The sequence below is a fragment of the Acidicapsa borealis genome, from assembly GCF_059115245.1.
The window spans coordinates 2,368,063-2,385,188 of sequence record NZ_JCACNY010000001.1 but is presented as its reverse complement, the minus strand read 5'-3'; the positions used below and the strand labels follow the sequence as shown (position 1 = coordinate 2,385,188).

16 protein-coding genes are annotated in these 17,126 nt (G+C 59.1%); 3 read left to right on the top strand and 13 right to left on the bottom strand.

From position 1 onward, the window contains the following. Window positions 1-19 precede the first annotated feature (19 nt). Complete coding sequence (locus tag AC5S27_RS09885; RefSeq protein ID WP_493934402.1) at window positions 20-940, top strand: TraB/TrbI/VirB10 family type IV secretion system protein; 921 nt, start codon at window positions 20-22, stop codon at window positions 938-940. Window positions 941-1,046: 106 nt separating this feature from the next. Further along, the gene (gene pyrE, locus AC5S27_RS09880) at window positions 1,047-1,655 is read left to right on the top strand and encodes an orotate phosphoribosyltransferase (protein ID WP_493934401.1); all 609 of its coding nucleotides are present in this window, start codon (window positions 1,047-1,049) and stop codon (window positions 1,653-1,655) included. Between the two features lie 301 nt (window positions 1,656-1,956). On the opposite strand, the gene AC5S27_RS09875 is transcribed toward pyrE, so the two are convergent. After that, window positions 1,957-2,688 carry an OmpA family protein gene (locus tag AC5S27_RS09875; RefSeq protein ID WP_493934400.1) on the bottom strand — a complete coding sequence of 244 codons (732 nt, stop codon included), beginning with the start codon at window positions 2,686-2,688 and terminating at the stop codon, window positions 1,957-1,959. A gap of 312 nt (window positions 2,689-3,000) precedes the next feature. On the opposite strand from AC5S27_RS09875, the gene uvrC reads away from it, so the two are divergent. Beyond that, window positions 3,001-4,914, top strand: a complete 1,914-nt coding sequence (uvrC, locus tag AC5S27_RS09870) for an excinuclease ABC subunit UvrC (RefSeq protein WP_493934399.1) — start codon at window positions 3,001-3,003, stop codon at window positions 4,912-4,914. A gap of 50 nt (window positions 4,915-4,964) precedes the next feature. Here the strand turns inward: uvrC and AC5S27_RS09865 are convergent, their stop codons facing one another. The 12 genes from AC5S27_RS09865 to hpnJ form a co-directional block, all read right to left on the bottom strand. Continuing rightward, window positions 4,965-6,284 carry a dipeptidase gene (locus AC5S27_RS09865; RefSeq protein WP_493934398.1) on the bottom strand — a complete coding sequence of 440 codons (1,320 nt, stop codon included), beginning with the start codon at window positions 6,282-6,284 and terminating at the stop codon, window positions 4,965-4,967. Window positions 6,285-6,352: 68 nt separating this feature from the next. Next, entirely contained in the window at window positions 6,353-8,389 is a 2,037-nt protein-coding gene (locus tag AC5S27_RS09860) for a SpoIIE family protein phosphatase (RefSeq protein ID WP_493934397.1), read from the bottom strand. A gap of 184 nt (window positions 8,390-8,573) precedes the next feature. Beyond that, window positions 8,574-9,320, bottom strand: a complete 747-nt coding sequence (gene sdhB, locus AC5S27_RS09855) for a succinate dehydrogenase iron-sulfur subunit (protein WP_493934396.1) — start codon at window positions 9,318-9,320, stop codon at window positions 8,574-8,576. 98 nt (window positions 9,321-9,418) lie between these two features. Further along, window positions 9,419-11,188 carry a succinate dehydrogenase flavoprotein subunit gene (sdhA, locus tag AC5S27_RS09850; RefSeq protein ID WP_493937296.1) on the bottom strand — a complete coding sequence of 590 codons (1,770 nt, stop codon included), beginning with the start codon at window positions 11,186-11,188 and terminating at the stop codon, window positions 9,419-9,421. A 15-nt stretch (window positions 11,189-11,203) separates the two neighbouring features. Continuing rightward, window positions 11,204-11,728, bottom strand: a complete 525-nt coding sequence (locus tag AC5S27_RS09845; RefSeq protein ID WP_493934395.1) for a carboxymuconolactone decarboxylase family protein — start codon at window positions 11,726-11,728, stop codon at window positions 11,204-11,206. A gap of 11 nt (window positions 11,729-11,739) precedes the next feature. Continuing rightward, window positions 11,740-12,504, bottom strand: a complete 765-nt coding sequence (locus tag AC5S27_RS09840) for a succinate dehydrogenase/fumarate reductase transmembrane subunit (RefSeq protein ID WP_493934394.1) — start codon at window positions 12,502-12,504, stop codon at window positions 11,740-11,742. Between the two features lie 189 nt (window positions 12,505-12,693). Then, window positions 12,694-13,227, bottom strand: a complete 534-nt coding sequence (locus AC5S27_RS09835; RefSeq protein WP_493934393.1) for a 2,4'-dihydroxyacetophenone dioxygenase family protein — start codon at window positions 13,225-13,227, stop codon at window positions 12,694-12,696. A gap of 203 nt (window positions 13,228-13,430) precedes the next feature. After that, window positions 13,431-13,892 (bottom strand): hypothetical protein, encoded by a 462-nt coding sequence (locus AC5S27_RS09830; protein ID WP_493934392.1) that lies wholly within the window; start codon window positions 13,890-13,892, stop codon window positions 13,431-13,433. Window positions 13,893-13,953: 61 nt separating this feature from the next. Next, a complete protein-coding gene (locus AC5S27_RS09825; protein ID WP_493934391.1) occupies window positions 13,954-14,577 on the bottom strand; it encodes a non-canonical purine NTP pyrophosphatase in 624 nt (207 codons plus the stop codon). Window positions 14,578-14,648: 71 nt separating this feature from the next. Continuing rightward, a complete protein-coding gene (locus AC5S27_RS09820; RefSeq protein WP_493934390.1) occupies window positions 14,649-15,047 on the bottom strand; it encodes an EamA family transporter in 399 nt (132 codons plus the stop codon). An 8-nt stretch (window positions 15,048-15,055) separates the two neighbouring features. Continuing rightward, the gene (locus AC5S27_RS09815) at window positions 15,056-15,499 is read right to left on the bottom strand and encodes an EamA family transporter (protein ID WP_493934389.1); all 444 of its coding nucleotides are present in this window, start codon (window positions 15,497-15,499) and stop codon (window positions 15,056-15,058) included. An 87-nt stretch (window positions 15,500-15,586) separates the two neighbouring features. After that, entirely contained in the window at window positions 15,587-17,080 is a 1,494-nt protein-coding gene (gene hpnJ / locus AC5S27_RS09810; protein WP_493934388.1) for a hopanoid biosynthesis associated radical SAM protein HpnJ, read from the bottom strand. Window positions 17,081-17,126 lie beyond the last annotated feature (46 nt).

Sequence of the window (17,126 nt, the reverse complement as noted above, 5' to 3'; positions counted from 1 at the left end):
GCATGAAGGAGAAACTCTTATGAATTCCAAGACTCTTGCAATCCTCATCGCGGCGTCTGCCTCGCTTAGCCTGGCAACTGCAGCGAGGGCGCAGCAGGCCAGCCAGTACGAAGGTACATCAAAGCCTCCCGCTGACATCATTGAAGCTTCGCCGGATGCTCCGCCGCCGCCGCCAATTCCCAAGCCTTCGGCCGCAGTGGTAGCGCCGGTACAGGTTGTCGTGGCTCCGCAGCCTACTTCGTATGGCCCGGTATCCGCACCCACGGGATCCGACGACACCATCATCGCGAATATTGCACCGCCTCGCGACAACAGTGTCGCTCTCACGAAACGTGCACCTGTCGACGATCCGGATGGAGATATTGTGCATGTGCGGCCGGCGCGGCCAGGCGAGTTGCTGGAAGGCGCGACGATTCGGGTTAAGCTGCTGGACCGTCTCTCTTCGACCGACAGCGAAAAAGGTGAGCCGTTCCGCGGCGAAGTTGCCTATGACGTGCTGCAGGATGGCCGCGTGCTGATTCCCCGCGGATCGAGTATTGAGGGCCGCGTCACTGCGGTTTCGGCCGGCCACTTCGGAGGCCACGGCAGCATGCACTTGCGGCCGGATGTGGTGGTCCTGCCTGACGGATCGCGCTATCAGCTCCATGCGGAAACGACCGGTGCGACAGGCACTAAGGCGCGTGTTGGTGCGGAAGGGAGCATCAATCCCGGATCGCGGGCCAAGAAAGTCGGCATTGAATACGGAGCGGTCGTTGGGACCGGCGCTGTCACGGGTGCTGTCCTTGGCGGTCCGGTTGGCGCTCTCACGGGCAGTCTGGTCGGAGCTGGCATCGTGACGACCCACGTGCTGGTCAATCATCCTCAGGCTACGCTTGAGCCCGGGTCGATCCTGCTGTTCTCCCTCACGGAACCGATGAATTTGACGCCTGCCACCAACTAGGTACAAACGCAGAACATACATAGAATCGGGCCGGCGGAGAGCGATCTGCACCGGCCCTTTTTGTCGCTGCGGCATCCGGTTCGCCCCTTCTTGTAAACTTGAGCCGATGACTACCGCAGCCAACACGCCTACCTACAAGCAACAATTGCTCTCACTTCTCTCGAAAATCAGCTTCCGCCTTGGCCACTTCACTCTGTCTTCAGGTGGCACCAGCGACTATTACATTGACTGCCGCACCACGACACTGCATGCCGAGGGCGGACGCCTGACCGGCCATGCCGTCCTGGAGCTGCTCGATGAACATGGCATTGAGGCGGACGCCGTCGGAGGGCTCACGATGGGCGCCGATCCGATCGTTTCGAATGTGGCGACGGCGAGCGCCTGGAATGCGCAGCTCGATCCTGAATATCCGCTGTTGCATGGCTTTCTGGTGCGCAAGGCAGAGAAGGCGCACGGCACCGGGCGCCGTATAGAAGGCTTCTGCAAGGAGCGCGCGCGCGTGGTGATTGTGGATGATGTCTGCACGACCGGCGCTTCGACGATCAACGCGCTGCAGGCGGCTCGCGAGGCGGGAATGGTGATTGCTGCCGTGGTCTGCCTGGTGGAACGGCAGGAGGCCGGAGGGCGGCCAGCAGTCGAAGCCGCGGCCAATGGTGCACCGTTCCTGGCGCTGTTCACGGCGAATGACGTTCGCGCTGAACATACCAAGTCGTAGCGATAAGAAAGGCCAACCGGGGGATTGGCCTGAAGCAGAAAATCTGCGAATTGTTACCGGATTCAGTTGATGTGGAGCTTGTCTCGACGCGACTCCTTACTTTTCAGAGCCGTCCCATAGGTCCCGTATAACCGGAATTCGTACCGGAGCTCTTGATCATGGCTGAACTGGTCAGCCATAGCGACTCGGCATTGCCGCGTGTAAAAAGTAGCGGCAGGAGAAAGAGAAGGCCGGCTTTCCAACCGGCCCATTCTCTGAAAGTACCCAGTGTTGCCGTGTTGCCGTGCTTTGACTGCTCAAGCTAGCGACCGCCTGAGGTGGGTACGGGAGCGCCGTCGGTCTTACCGATGTTCGACAGGAGGCGGATATCTACGCGGCGATTCTTGGCACGGCCTTCGCGGGTCTTGTTGTCAGCCACTTCCTTGTCCTTGCCAATACCAATCAGGTAAAAACGGTGCGCAGGGATCGAGTACTTCGAGGCGAGGTACTGAACCACCGCATCGGCGCGACGCTGGCTAAGGGCGTAGTTGTAGTCTGCGTTGCCGGTCGAATCGGTTCCGCCAGTCACCTCTACGATGAAGCTTTTCGCGTTTGCCAGAGTTGCAGCGAAGGCATCGAGCTGTTCCTTGTCTTCCTTGGTCAGGTTCGATTTGTCGAAGCCGAAGGTCACGGAGGCATTGCCGATGGGCTGATAGTTGTCCAGTCCGGCAACTACGCTGGCGAGCGAGTCGGCGCGATGTACGGCATCGTTGGCCGCGGTGGTCGCGTCGCCGGCAGATTTCTGTGCAGTCATGGCGGATTGCGTGGCGGCGTCGGCTGCACCCTGCGCCTTGGTGATGCCGGCCTGGGCGCGATCATCGGTGTCCTTAATGGCGCGATTGTTGGCTGCCGTTTTGTCGTTCAGTTCGTTGGTCTGGTCTATCAGGGGAGCGGTCTGCTTGCTGACATAGTTCTTGGTGGCGCAGCCCGAGAGCCCGGCGATAGCGATCGCCAGAACGGAAGCATTCAGAATATTCATGCGTTGCAAAGTCATTGGACCTTCCTTATCCCCGGTGGGGGCTCTGCATAATGGATTCCGGCAGAGTCGTGGAATCAGTTTCGTCTTGACTATGGCAAGTGTGGGGCCAAAACGGTAACTGGAATTTTCTGTTGATATCAAAAGACTTAACGTGAGGCATGTCAAGCCGAGAAGGCTGGTAGCTATGTAATTTTTACAGAACTGAGTAAGCCTTACGCGCAAAACTGTTTCATCAAGGCTGGTCTCAGGAGTACGCAACAAACACTGCGCCAGAGCATCTATCCTAGAGACTCATCTGCGGCATGGCCGTGCTTCAACCAATACTTGATGGACTTTTACGAGAAAATCCGGACGCTGCCGACCCAACCCGGCGTGTACCTCTACAAGAATGCTGAGGGGCAGGTCATCTACGTGGGCAAGGCGCGCAACCTGCGCTCTCGCGTACGCAGCTACCTGCTTGCCGCCAGTCAGGCCAATGCCAAGACGGGCACGCTCATGCGCGAGGCTGTCGATCTCGACTACATTCTGGTAGCGAACGAGATGGAGGCGCTGGCGCTTGAGAACAATCTGATCAAGCAGCGCAAGCCGCGATTCAACATCCTGCTGCGGGACGACAAGACCTATCCGTATGTGAAGCTGACGCTGGGCGACCGCTTTCCCAAGGTCTTCGTGACACGCCGTTTGCGCAAGGATGGGTCGGCCTATTACGGCCCGTACTTTCCCGGCAATCTTGCGTATCGAGTCGTCGAGTTGATTCACCGCAGTTTTCTTATCCCGAGCTGCAAAGTGGATCTGTCGAAGTACCATCCCCGGGCGTGCCTGCAGTACTACATTCATCGCTGTCTTGGGCCGTGCGTGAAGGAGCTGACCACGCCGGAACTCTATGCCGGGGCCGTCAAGGATACTCAGCTTTTTCTGGAAGGGCGCCATGCTGAGCTGGAGCGTTCTCTCGAAGCGCGCATGATGGCGGCGGCCGAGAATGAGCAGTTCGAGCTGGCTGCGCGTTACCGCGACCTGATCGGCACCGTTCACCAACTGGAAGAAAAGCAGCGCATTGCCACGGCGGACTCGGACGATGCCGATGTGTTTGGATACCACTACGAGGCGGGGTGCATTGCCGCGAATCTTTTTCATATCCGGTCGGGCAAGATCGTTGACCGGCGGGAATTTTTCTGGGAGGAACTGCCGGACTTCCTTGAGGCCACGCCGAATCTTGAGGCTCAGGCGGAATCGGAAGAGGATCTGGAAGCTGCGCTGGTGGCTGCCTCTTCCACTGAAACCCCGGCCGAACCAGCCACCTTCAGCCCTGGCCAGTTTTTCTCGGCGCTGCTGAAGCAGCTCTACATCGATCAGCAGTATGTTCCGCGGTCGATTCTCGTGCCGGTGGACTTTGAGGACCGCGAAGCGCTTGCTTCCCTGCTGGCGGAACGCAGTGGACACCGCGTGGAACTGGCGGCTCCGCAGCGCGGTGACAAGCGTTCGCTGATTGACCTTGCGGGGCAGAATGCGAAGCAATCCTATACGCAACGCTTCCGCGTGCTTGAGCCTTCGCGCAAGGCGACGCAGGAGGCTCTGGCCGATGCTCTCATGCTGCCAGAATTACCAAAGCGCATCGAGTGCTTTGATATTTCGCACATCCAGGGTGCCGAGACCGTTGCTTCGATGGTCGTGTGGGAAGACGGTGAGATGAAGAAGTCGGCCTACCGCAAGTTCCAGGTGAAGACGGTGACCGGGGTAGACGATTTTGCGTCGATGCGGGAGATCGTGCAGCGCCGTTACAAGCGTGTGCGGGATGAGAACGGAACGATGCCTTCGCTGATCCTGATTGACGGTGGGCTGGGCCAGTTGCACTCGGCTTTTCAGGCTTTGGAGGAGCTCGGCTTCACCAGCCAGCCGCTTGCATCCATCGCCAAGCGCGAAGAGGTGATTTACGTCTATGGCAACGAGGATGAGCCGGTGGTGCTTGACCGCCGCTCACCGGTGCTACACCTGGTGCAGCGCATTCGTGACGAGAGCCATCGCTTCGCCATTGGCTACCATCGCAAGCGCCGCGAGATGCGCGATCGCGACTCCGAACTGCTGGAAATTCCGGGCGTGGGCCAAGGGACGCGGCAGCGTCTGCTGACGCATTTTGGTAGCCTGCGCGAAGTGCAGCAAGCCACGGCGGAATCGCTTGCGGCAGTCGTCCCACGCAAGACAGCCGATGCGATCTGGAGTCATTTCCACGTCCAGGTCTCGTAGGTAGATGGACGCAGTTTTAGGTTCGCCAAAGTTCATTACGCGAGGCCAAGCTATTTCTGAGGCTTGTCGAAGGGCTGCTTTTCGGTGATGCGCGGCCTTGACTCAGCCTGAAGCTGCTTGGCTACGGCTTCCACTTCTTTGAACACGCGGAGGAAGTTTCCGCCGAGGATCTTGTCGCAGTCGGCAGCGGAATATCCGCGCGCCATCAGAGCCGCGGTGATCTTCGGCAGGTCGGCTGCGGAATCGATCCCTTCCGGAAGCTGACCGCTGACGCCGTCAAAATCCGATCCAAGGCCGACGTGGTCCACTCCGGCCACTTTGGCGATGTGGTCGATGTGGTCGATCAACGCGCTCAGCGGAGGACGAGGAATGCGGTCGGCCAGTTCGCGCTGCAGCTTTTCGAGGTCGGAGTACGTGATCTCCTTGCCCTGGGACTTGAACTTAGCCTTCAACTCGGCAGTGGCCTTGTCAACCTCAGGCTTCTGCGCGATCTGGGCATCGCGGTAGGCCTGCGAGATAAATCCCGAGTAGAAGTTCACCATGATCACGCCGCCCTTGCTGCCGGGGCCACCGTAGGTTGCCGCGGCCCGGAGCATGTCGTCGGTCATGTTGCGGGGTGCGTCGCAGAGAGCGCGCGCCGCCGAGTGCGAGGCGATGACGGGAGCGCGGCTGATGTTGAGCGTCCGGTAGAAGGTCTTGTCGCTGACGTGCGAGATGTCGACGATCATCCCCAGTCGGTTCATCTCGTAGACAACGTCTTTACCAAAGTCGCTCAGGCCATCCTTGGTGTGGGGCACGCTCGTGTCTTTGTCGTCACCGGATGAGTCGGCCCAACCGTTTGAGTTCGACCAGGTAAGCGTCATGTAGCGCACGCCCAGCTCGTAGTAGCTGCGCAACAGTCCCAACGAATCCTCGATCGAATGGCCGCCTTCGATGCCCATCAGCATGGCGTACTTGTGTTCGCGATGCGCAGCCTGAATGTCCGCAGCCGTGAAGGCGAATGTAATTTGATCCGGATGTTTGGCGGCCTGCATGCGCGAAGCGTCAATCAGCTCCAGCGTGCGCCGGGCATAGTGGCCTTTGTACAGATCCGGTTCCACCCAGATCGACATGAATGACGCGCCGAGGTTGCCCCTGTGGATCGCATCCAGGTTCAGGTTGCCGCCATTCAGCGGGTCAGACAGATCGAAGTGGTCGTCGAGAAAGCGCTGTGGCGTGTCCTCGTGGGTATCGATCACGAGTGCGCGGCTGTGCACCTGTTCGGGGGTCAGTCTTGCGGCGGGTTTCTTTTCGGGCGTGGGTGCAGTCTGGGCAAAGGTCATCATAGGGAAAAGCACGGCGGCGGAAGCGAAGAGAATGGCTTTTTTCATAGGGTTGAACGCGGCAGAACCGATGGTCGGATTGTAGCAGGACGAGTCGCGACGGCTGACCGTTCTATCTAGGCCTTGGCAGGAACGAAGTACAGACTCACCACCGTGATATCGTCTGTCTGGCCGAAGTGCTGAGCAGTCTGCGCAATATACCGCGCCGGCTCATGACTTACCTGTTGTGTACGCTCAAAGCCGAACAGCTCGCCTTTTGCATCGGCGGCCTCAACCACGCCGTCGGAGATAAACGTAAGCCGATCGCCATGCTTCAGCTTGAACGTGGTCTGTTCATACTCGACATCGGGAATGATCCCCAGCGGCAGGCATGCGGCAAGCTCCATCTCGCGGCCATCGCGATACGGGCTGAGGTGCCCGGCGTTCGCGATGGTCATATCTCCATTGGGATAGATTCGCGCACAGAGGCAGGTGGCGAAGCCGGCGACAGCTCCTGAGGTTGTCCCCAACATGACTGAATTCAAATGCGCCAGCACTGTTGCCGGATCATGCGAAAGTTCATTGCGAAGCGCGCCGACCAGCGTGCTTGCGTTCATCGCCGCCTGGAGCCCCTTTCCGCTTACATCGCCGACCACGATCAGCATGGAGTCGTCTTTGAGCGGAAGGACCTGGAAGAAGTCTCCGCCAACCCCCTTGGCAGGGAGGTATGCGCTCTCGAGCACGAAGTTTCGATTTGAGGGCAACTGCGTGGGGATCAGCAGCGCCTGTACGCCGCGTGCCGCGTCGATCTCGGCAGCCGACCGCTGCTCTTCCTGGCTGACGTGGACAAAGCGATAAAGGATCACGGCAATCAGGCTGACCAGGAAGACCATATAAGTCACGACACTGGTGCTGAACTCCACCGGACCAATGTGATAGCGGTGCGAGGCAAACTTCTCCGACAGCCAGTGCTGCGCTGCTGCAAAGTCGAGCACAGTGTCCAGCGAATCTGCCGTAGCTGCGAGGAAGAATGGCAGCAGCATTACTCCGGCCTCGAGGCGGCCCTTGCGCCAGGAGCGGAAGAGCATGACCACAACGAGCGTGCAGAACACGATCTGCGCAGCCACCGAGCAGTACGAGTAAATGACCTGGGGCTTCAGGAAAGAGAGAAACGGCAGCAGCAGGACTGCGATCTGCGTGCCCTGAATAAGCTTTCGGTTGGGGCTGGCGGTGAAGCGCCGCACAAACTCCAGCGTGACCGCCATGAAGATGCGTCCGGACCATAACTCCAGGAATGACGACACCTTGAGCGAAAGCAGGGCCATGCTGTAGCCGGCTTCGATCAATCCCGTCAACGAAACTGACACGCATAGCAGCGAAAGCCACAGATATTCCGAGTGGTTGCGCTGTGCCAAATAGAGTGTCGCTCCCAGCACAGCCACGGAGAGAAACAGGAAACTCACGACGAGGCCGGCGATGACGTGCTTATCCCACTGGTTTCCCTTCTCCAGCGTCTGCTTCTCGTCGATGCTGGCCGGCTCGCCGAGCTCAACATGATCCACCAGTCCGCGATTGATCGATGCTTCTGCCCAGGTGCGAACAGCAATGACCACTGTCCCGTCCGGAGCCACCTTGCCCAGCGGCATGATCATCGGCGTGGACTGGTACATGGTGGGCAGCTTCATCCCGATGTCGGTCATGCCCTTGCTGCGGGACAGCTCAACGCCATTGGCGAAGACTTGAACCTGCCCTACCGAATTCGGCACCACCAGCAAAGAGAGAGCCAACTCCCCCGATTCGGGAGCGGGAACCGGATGAAGCCGCAACCGGTACCAGCCGTAGCCGGAGTAGCTCTCGATACCCTGCTCCAGCAGCGGCTCGGTCACATTGACCTTGTCCCACTTCGAGTCGTCAAAGGCCGGGTCAGCCCACGCCGGATCATCGCCGACGCGGAAGCGCCATCCGCCGTCGAGCTTCAGCGTTCCATGGATGGTTGCCGCCACCGTCAGCTGGTCACGCGACGCAGGAGCGGCTTGAGCTGAGGCCGGGCTATTGGGCGATGGCGCTTGGACAACGGTCTGGGCCAGCGCGATAGCAGACGCTGCCATCGCCAGTAAACCCAGCAGCATCAGCCGCCAGCCAACCTTTACCCTCGTCTTGCCGACCTTCTTCATGCGCCTCACCAGTGTAGCGGCATCCACGCTCCTACAACACAACGGATCAATCGTGCTTGTGTTGCATGGTCTCCCACAGAAGGTACGGCAGGTGCGGCAACTTGGTTCCTCGGAACCCCGGACACAAAGCGAAGAGCCGTCCGCAGAAGCGGACGGCTCTTCCAGGACAGCGCATTCTTCTTGGCTATCCGCGCAGGAAATCCTTGGCGACCTGGAGGGTTACGTCGCGGGTCACGTCGGAGATGGCTTCGGTCAGCGGAAGCTGCTTGGGGCAGGCATTCACGCAGTTCTGCGCGAAGCCGCACTCCTGGACGCCGCCGTCGCCGGCCAGCGCGCGCAGGCGGTCTTCCTTGAGCACCTTGCCGCTGGGATGCGAGTTGAAGAGCTTCACCTGGGCAATGGTGGCCGCGCCGACAAAGCCGGTGGCATCGTTGAACTGCGGGCAGACTTCCATGCAGATGGTGCAGGAGATGCAGTTCGACAGCGGATAGGACGCTTCCTGCTCCTGCGGGAAGATGCGCGGGCCGGCGCCGAGATCGTAGGTGCCATCGACCGGAACCCAGGCCTTGACGGCCTTGAGATTCTCGAAGAGCACGCTGCGGTCGACAGCCAGATCGCGCACAACGGGGAACTTGGTCAGGGGCTGAATCTTGATCGGCTGCTCGAGCTTGTCGATCAGCGCGGTGCAGGCCATGCGCGCTTTGCCGTTGATCACCATCGCACAGGAACCGCAGATTTCTTCCAGGCAGTTCGAGTCGTAGGCGATCGGCGTGGTTTCCTGCCCGGTGGCATTGACCGGGTTGGCAGCGATTTCCATCATTGCCGAGATGACATTCATGCCCGGCTTCCAGGGCAGCTCAAACTTCTCCCACGAAGCCTCGGCGGTCGGGCTGGCCTGGCGCTTAACTTCGATCTGAATCGTCTTTGACATAGTCTTCTCTCGCTTACTTCACGAACAAAATTCGGTCGCCTGCGCAGCTCTTGCACTGAATTTCCTGCGGTCATTCCCGTAGGATGTCTGCTTCTCTCTTAGTACTTCCTCGGTCTCGGCGCAATGTACTGCGTGTCGACTGCTTCCCATTCAAACCGTGGCTCATCCGCATCCGGGGCGAAGGTAGCCTTGGTCGTCTTGAGGAAGTTCACATCGTCGCGCTCGGGGTAATCGGGCTTGTAGTGTGCGCCACGGCTTTCATTGCGCAATGCCGCGCCCTGGGCCACGACGCGCGAGATCTGCAGCATGTTGTAGAGCTGCCGCGTGAACGCAAAGCTGGTGTTCGCCCACTGGCTCTTGTCGCTCAGGTTGATGTTGCCGAAACGACCGAGCAGGTCGACGATCTTTTCGTCGGTCTTGTTGATGCGGTCGTTGTAGCGGATCACGGTGACATTGGCCGTCATCGTCTCGCCCAGCTCGCGCCAGATCTTGAAAGGATTTTCCGTGCCGCTCGAAGTCATTAACTGCTTGTTGATCTGCGTCTGCCGCGCCAGCTCATGAGCCGCGCCGCCGTCTCCGGGAGCAGCAGTCAGGCTCTTGGCGTAGGCCAGAGCGTTCGGGCCTGCCTGGAAGCCGCCGTAGATGCAGCTCATCAGCGAATTCGCACCAAGGCGGTTCGCGCCGTGGTACTGATACTCGGCCTCGCCCGCCGCAAAGATGCCAGGGATGTTGGTCATCTGGTTGAAGTCCACCCAGAGGCCGCCCATGGTGTAGTGCATGCCGGGGAAGATCTTCATCGGCACTTCGCGTGGATCGTCGCCGACAAACTTTTCGTAGATTTCGAGAATGCCTTCGAGCTTGCGATTCAGCGTGGCCTTGTCGATGTGGGTCAGGTCAAGATAGACCATCGGTTGGCCGTCGATGCCGAGGCCAAGTTCGTAAACCACCTTGTGGATTGCGCGCGTCGCTACGTCGCGCGGAACGAGATTGCCGTACTTCGGATACCAGTCCTCCAGGAAGTACCAGCGGTCGCTCTCCGGGATCGACTTACCGGCGCGCTTGTCTCCTGCTGTCTTTGGAACCCAGACGCGGCCGCCTTCGCCACGGGCAGACTCGGACATCAATCGCAGCTTGTCTTCGCCGGGAATGCAAGTCGGATGCACCTGGATGAACTCGCCGTTGGCGTAGAAAGCACCCTGCTGATAGAGCGCGGATTGCGCCGAACCGGTGCAAACGACGGAGTTCGTGCTCTTGCCGAAGATGGCTCCGTTGCCGCCGGTGCAGATGATGATGGCGTCCGCCGCGAAGGTCCTTACTTCCATCGAGCGCAAATCCATCGCACAGATGCCGCGGGCTACTCCGTTCGAATCGAGAACCGCTGAAAGAAACTCCCAGCCTTCATACTTGGTGACCTTGCCCTCGGATTCATAGCGCCGCACCTGCTCGTCGAGCGCGTAGAGAAGCTGCTGCCCGGTCGTAGCGCCGGCAAAGGCGGTGCGGTGATAGAGCGTTCCGCCAAAGCGCCGGAAGTCGAGCAGGCCCTCAGCTGTACGGTTGAACGGCACACCCATGCGGTCGAGCAGGTCGATGATCCCCGGCGCGGCCTCGCACATGGCCTTCACGGGAGTCTGGTTGGCGAGGAAGTCGCCGCCATAGATGGTGTCATCGAAGTGCTTCGCGGTGGTGTCGCCTTCGCCCTTCAAATTCTTCGCCGCGTTGATACCGCCCTGCGCGCAGACTGAGTGCGAACGCTTTACCGGGACGATCGAAAACAGGTCCACATTGCCGCCGGCTTCGGCGATCTTGATGACAGATGCCAGACCAGCCAGCCCTCCGCCAACCACGATAATCTTTGGTGCTGCCATGATCGGGTGAATCCTTTCCTATGCGTGTACCGGTTCCGGTGCCGTTGCCTGTGGTGCCGTCTGCGCAGCTTGAATCTCGTGATGCAAAATCGGAGGGGCGTACTGAAATGGCGCAGCCAGGCGGTTCCATGCGTTAATCAGCGCTATCGAAGTGCTGAGCCAGGCTAATTCTTGTGGAGCGAACTGCGAAGCTACCGCCGCGTAATCTTCGTCCGTCACGTGGCTGGCCGCCAGCTTGGTCAGAAGTTCCGTCCAGGCCAGCGCAGCTTTCTCGCGCTCGGAGAAAATCCCCGCTTCGCGCCATACTACGAGCAGATCAACCTTGGGCGCCGGAATCTCCATGTGCCGCGACTCGTTCAGATGCAGCTGGGTGCAGTATGCGCATCCGTTCAACTGAGAAGCCCGCAGCTTGATCAACTGCAACAACTCTGGCTCGAGTCCAGAGGCGGCGACTGCCTGCCCCACGGACGTGAGCGCAGCATTGGCCTCGTGCGCATGCTTTTGAAACTCCCGTGCTGTGATGCGAACCGGAGATGGGCTCATGGTTTCTCCTCTTAAGCGTACGGCGTAACAGCGCGAATAGCGATGCTGCTTGTTGCCGGAGCTATATTCTCCGGGGTGTTCTTGTAGTTGGGTCCAACGAAGGCGTAAATGCTGGCCAATCCCATGCCTGCGAGCACGATTCCGAGCGCCAGGCAGACGTAAGCGAAGCGCTGCCGCGCCTTGGTCCCAGGCGTAATGCCCCACTTCGCGCAGAACAGCCAGATGCCGTAGGAGAAGTGCCAGCAGACCGCGAGCATGGCGATCACGTACACCGCCAACATCCACGGGTTGGACAGTTCCATCTGCACCTTGTGGAAGGCGGCGCCGGGATTCTCCGGCAGGCTGGTGCCCATGAACCGTTGCCGGGCCACGTGCTGCACGATGTAGACGAACGCGATATACCCCGTCCAGCGCTGGACAACGTACATCCAGTTCCCTGCCCACGAGTAATAGACCACGTTGCTCTTGCCGCGCAGCGCGATGTAGACGCCATAGAGCATGTGATAGGCGAGCGGAATGAAGATCAGTCCAATCTCCAGCACGCGCACCAGCGGCAGGCTGTTGAGGAACTTGACCTGTGCCGCGTATGCGGCAGGCCCTTTCAGCGCTTCGAAATTGGAGAGGACATGTTCAACAAAGAACGCGCCAATCGGCACGATGCCCGAGAGCGAGTGCAGCTTGCGCAGCAGAAAGGAGTAGCCCTTACCGGCGCGCAGAGGCTCGACGCCTCCCGGCAATCGCCGTGATGAACCGGCAGGCTGTGTGGCGGTAGCCATGAATGAAACTCCTTGTATCGATAGCGAACGAGTTAGAGCAGAGGTCGTTCCGCACACGATTGTCGAATCTATGTTGCATTATTGGTGCCTGATAGAACGACCGTCAAGGAAGCGCAGCAATGCTTTGCCGCATTGCGAACATTGGACCGAATCGGGGTGCATGGGCAAATCGGGATGAACGAATCGGGATCAACGAATGCGGGCATCGAGTAGGGCGGGATCGAGGCCTACGTCGCGATAGTGCTTGCGGCTCATTTCCAGCATGGTGAACCCGTCCTCGTAAGAGCCAAATTGGCCCTCGCCTACTGCAGCGGGCTTGTCCATGTAGATTTGAGCGCCGGTGACGACGAAGAGCGTGATCATCGGGCCGGGGGAGTCTGCCGGGATGACCAACGTATGCATGCCGCCGGCTGGCTCGAAGACAAAGGTGCCGGGCTTCGCTACCCAGTCGTGCTCCATGTAGTACCAGTGGCCCGATATGGTCCATGCCTGGACGGTGCCGACATGGTAGTGGGTTCCGATGATGGCGCCGGGAAGAGCCTTGGCGATGACGCTGAATCCGCCGGAAGTGACGTTGAAGTGGCAAGGCTGGAACCAGACACCCTCAGAGTATGGCACCCAGAGCCGTTCGTCCTCGAGGTCCATGTCTGCGATGAAGTGTTCGCGGCTGCGCTGATGCGGCTCGAGGCCGTCTGTGGAATTGGAAAAGGTGATGACCGCCATGACATTTGGCTCCGGATGATTTTTTTCGCCTTGGATTTTGCAGCCCAACCACAATATATAACCTGCCGCTACGTCACAATGCCTTTGCACTCCCGTGAGACGATGCCTACTCCGCCAACCGTGGAAACAGTTCAACGAACGCCAGCCCGCAAATTTGCAGCCTTAAACAACCCGGTTACGCGAATATGAAGCTTGAGAAGCAATCAGACCAAACCGAATTTTGAAGTCTTCAATTTGTGTTTATCCAGCTCATCCAGATCAGGGAGACTGTTGAACCATTGGTAGAAGTAGCCGTCGAATTGATAGAGTTCTTCAATATTGATCGTGGGAAATCGATCATCATTGGGTTCAAATACCAAATGCCAAACGTTAGGTCCCTCTCCGCTATCGTCACAATACTTCCGCCGGCCCTTAATCTTGTCACGAGGTAGTACCTTCTTCCCACTCAGGGTGCTCGCCTTTAGTTCGATCTCAGAAAGGGCTACCCAATTACTAAACGCCCTGAGCGTAAGCACTCCTGCGAATCCTACATACAAAAAAGGGAAAAACAGCAACAGAAATGTCGGTTGAGTCATTCCTGACAGAACGCCATACCAGATTCCGACGCCCATCAAAATTCCAAATAAAAGCAGCAGAAGGCAAACAAATCGCTGCGAGGTCCGCATTCGATACACTCGGCGCAATTCCGTGGAAGGTTGAGCGTCGTTCATTAGAGTTGGCTAAATTTTACGGCACAAGCCGCGGTAGCAACTCCGCAAACGCCAGTCCGCGATGGCTTACCGCGAACTTCACGCTCAGATCGAGATCGGCCATCGTCTGATCCAAATTGGGGAGGTAGAACAACGGATCGTAGCCGAAGCCGCCAGTGCCGTGGGGCGCTTCGAGGATCAGCCCTTCGACTGTGCCTTCCGCGGTCTCCAAGACTTCCCCGTCCCGGGCCGCCGCCAGCACGCAACGGTAGCGCGCCGTGCGCTGCTCCATCGGAACACCGTCCAGCTTCTGCAGCAGGATCATGTTATTCCAGACATCGGTGTTGTCGTTGGCATCCGGCGAATCGACCAGCCCGCTGTCCGCGGCAAACCGAGCCGACCGCACGCCGGGAGCGCCGTTCAGAGCGTCCACTTCGAGACCCGAGTCGTCGGCAATGACCACATCACCGGGCGCGAAGCCGCTGTAATAGATGGCCTTGGTGATGGCGTTGGCCTCAAAGGTGAGCCCATCTTCATGCGGCGCGGGAATGGTCCGCAGCCCGGGCACGGGGTCGAGCACGATTTCGTACTCCTCCGCCGCCTCGCGGAAGTCGGCAAGCTTGCCTTCACTCGTCGTCGCAACAAAAAGGCGCAGCGCCATTCCCTAAGTCTACCCGTAGAAGTTCCGAAATCACGGAGCGGTATTGCACTTATCTACCGACTTACCCGGCGTCAATGCGCCAACAGGTAGACCCCGATGCAGACCAGCACAGCCGCTGTCCATCGCCGCCGGTCGACGTTTTCCTTGAGGAAGAGCTTGGCTGCAATGGCATTAGTCACGAGAGTTAAGGATGCTGACGCCGGGGCCACCAGGCTCAGCGGCAGATGGTTCAGCGCAAAGAGCAGCGCAAAGAACGCCAGCGCGAGGAATCCGACCCCGGCAAAGAATAGCGGACAGGTCACGACCGCCTTGATCGCGCCCTTCATCCCGGCGCGCGCGCGGATCTCGTCGAGGTCTCCAATCGACTTCATCGCTGCAGCCGTCAGCACTTCTCCGGTGGTCGAACTCAGCACCACCACCGCGATCATCCCCGCGGCAGCCCACTGTTCCGAAGCTGGGACTCCAGACATGATAGCCATCATTCCACAACCCCGCTATCCGGGTTGGGCTCCGGCGACACTGCTGGCGGATGTTCGGTAAGCGATGGCCCCTGCGCCACGAACCCGACGCCAACCGTGATCAGGATAATTCCGGCCCAGCGATACGGCGTGATCGGCTCATGCAGCCAGAACTTGGCCAGCAGCGCCACAATCACGTTGCCGAAGGCGGTTGCCGGCAGAACATATGTCAGGTCAGCCCAGGAAAGCGCTGTCAGGTAGCAGGCAAAAAAGCAGATCAGCAGCGCGATGCCGGCAACAATCCAGGGGGTGAACACCGCCGCAAGCAACTGCTCCGGATGCGCCAGCGAAATCGCCGGCATGCGGCTCATGCCGCGGTCCAGCACCGTATCGCCCAAAGGCGCGCAAATGGCCACCAATCCGAGGATCGAGTACTGGCCCAATGTAAGTCTGGCCTGAGCCATCCCGAAGTGCACTCCTATTTCGTAGTCAAAGGAAAATGGCGGCAAGCCGATAGGCTGTGCCGCCACTTATATCGCAGCAGTGTGCAGCTAGGCAGCCGCCGGATTCGGCGTCTTGTCCTGCACCTTCTTGGACTCCTTGACCATGTTCATGCGCTGGCGGCGAAGCTTGAGGAAAGCCTTCGCTTCAACGTAGAGCCGTGGCACGTCGCGGTTGATGATGGCTTTCCAGATCACACGGAACGCCGCCTTGGGCCGGAAATAGTAGGCATCGTAGAACTTATGCACCATCTCCAGCACGTATTCCTTGGGCAGACCGGGGTACTCGATGTGCGCCATCTGGTGGCCGCCCGCGTCGCTCATGGCATCTTCGTTGGTGATGTAGCCATTCTTCTCGGCGTAGTCGAAGAACTCGGTGCCCGGATAGGCGTGGGCAATGGAAACCTGGATCGTCTCGACATCGAGCGACTTGGCGAAGTTGATCGTGTTCTGGATCGACTCCTTTGTCTCGCCCGGTAGTCCCAGAATGAAGTCGCCGTGAACAACCAGCCCGAGGTCATTGCAATCCTTCGCAAAGGCCCGCGCGCGCTCGACGGTGGCACCCTTCTTGATGTTCTTCAAAATCTGCGGATCGCCTGACTCAAAGCCCACGATCAGAAGACGGCAACCGGCTTCTTTCATCGCCTTGAGCGTCTCGCGATCAGTCGTTACGCGCGAAGTGCAGCTCCAGGTCAGCGTCAGCGGCTTCAGCTTTTCGCAGAGCTCAATGGTGCGGGCCTTCTGAATGTTGAAGGTGTCGTCGTCAAAGAAGAATTCCTTTACTTCCGGAAAGTTCTCTTTGGCCCACTTCAGCTCCGCCGCCACGTCGTCGGTCGAGCGCTTGCGCCAGGCATGGCCGGAAAGCGTCTGCGGCCACAGACAGAAAGTGCACTGCGCCGGGCAGCCGCGCGTGGAGTAGAGCGAAATGTACGGGTGCAGCAGGAACGGCACGTTGTACCGCGTCACATCCATGTCGCGCTTGTAGATCTTAGTCGCCCACGGCATTGCGTCCAGGTCTTCCACCTGCGGACGGTCAGCATTATGGATGATGGTGTATCCACCGTTGGCAGTGCGGGCCTTGTAGCTGATGCCCAGAATCTCGCTCAGCGGCTTGCCCTGCGCAAATTCAACGACGGAATAGTCGAACTCGCGGCGGCAGATGAAGTCCATCGCCGTGCACTCGTTCAGAGCCTTGTCTGGCGAAGTGGTCACCGGTGGTCCGACGAACGCGATCTTGATCGTGGGATTGGCAGCCTTGATCGCTTCGGCCAGGCGGTGATCGCCTTCCCAGCCCACCGTGGAGGTGAACAGAACCAGAAACTCGTATTCCTTGGCAATCTCGATCGTCTCATCTGCGCTCACGTGGTGCGGCGGAGCGTCGAGCAGGCGCGAGCCTTCCAGCAGACCAGCCGGATACGCCAGCCAGACCGGGTACCAGTACGATTCAATCTCGCGTGTTGCGGGCCAGCGCGAACTGGCGCCTCCGTCGAAGTTCTCGAACGAAGGAGGATTCAGGAAAAGCGTCTTCAATGGTTTGGTATTCAAAGTCGTTGACATCCCTTCAATTTTAGCACTTCGGCTCATTCTCAGC

Excerpts from the sequence above, each read along its gene's own strand:
- AC5S27_RS09885 (WP_493934402.1), top strand. The coding sequence starts at position 20 with ATGAATTCCAAGACTCTTGCAATCCTCATCGCGGCGTCTGCCTCGCTT.
- pyrE (WP_493934401.1), top strand. The coding sequence starts at position 1,047 with ATGACTACCGCAGCCAACACGCCTACCTACAAGCAACAATTGCTCTCA.
- AC5S27_RS09875 (WP_493934400.1), bottom strand. The coding sequence starts at position 2,688 with ATGACTTTGCAACGCATGAATATTCTGAATGCTTCCGTTCTGGCGATC.
- uvrC (WP_493934399.1), top strand. The coding sequence starts at position 3,001 with ATGGACTTTTACGAGAAAATCCGGACGCTGCCGACCCAACCCGGCGTG.
- AC5S27_RS09865 (WP_493934398.1), bottom strand. The coding sequence starts at position 6,284 with ATGAAAAAAGCCATTCTCTTCGCTTCCGCCGCCGTGCTTTTCCCTATG.
- AC5S27_RS09860 (WP_493934397.1), bottom strand. The coding sequence starts at position 8,389 with ATGAAGAAGGTCGGCAAGACGAGGGTAAAGGTTGGCTGGCGGCTGATG.
- sdhB (WP_493934396.1), bottom strand. The coding sequence starts at position 9,320 with ATGTCAAAGACGATTCAGATCGAAGTTAAGCGCCAGGCCAGCCCGACC.
- AC5S27_RS09845 (WP_493934395.1), bottom strand. The coding sequence starts at position 11,728 with ATGAGCCCATCTCCGGTTCGCATCACAGCACGGGAGTTTCAAAAGCAT.
- AC5S27_RS09840 (WP_493934394.1), bottom strand. The coding sequence starts at position 12,504 with ATGGCTACCGCCACACAGCCTGCCGGTTCATCACGGCGATTGCCGGGA.
- AC5S27_RS09835 (WP_493934393.1), bottom strand. The coding sequence starts at position 13,227 with ATGGCGGTCATCACCTTTTCCAATTCCACAGACGGCCTCGAGCCGCAT.
- AC5S27_RS09830 (WP_493934392.1), bottom strand. The coding sequence starts at position 13,892 with ATGCGGACCTCGCAGCGATTTGTTTGCCTTCTGCTGCTTTTATTTGGA.
- AC5S27_RS09825 (WP_493934391.1), bottom strand. The coding sequence starts at position 14,577 with ATGGCGCTGCGCCTTTTTGTTGCGACGACGAGTGAAGGCAAGCTTGCC.
- AC5S27_RS09820 (WP_493934390.1), bottom strand. The coding sequence starts at position 15,047 with ATGTCTGGAGTCCCAGCTTCGGAACAGTGGGCTGCCGCGGGGATGATC.
- AC5S27_RS09815 (WP_493934389.1), bottom strand. The coding sequence starts at position 15,499 with ATGGCTCAGGCCAGACTTACATTGGGCCAGTACTCGATCCTCGGATTG.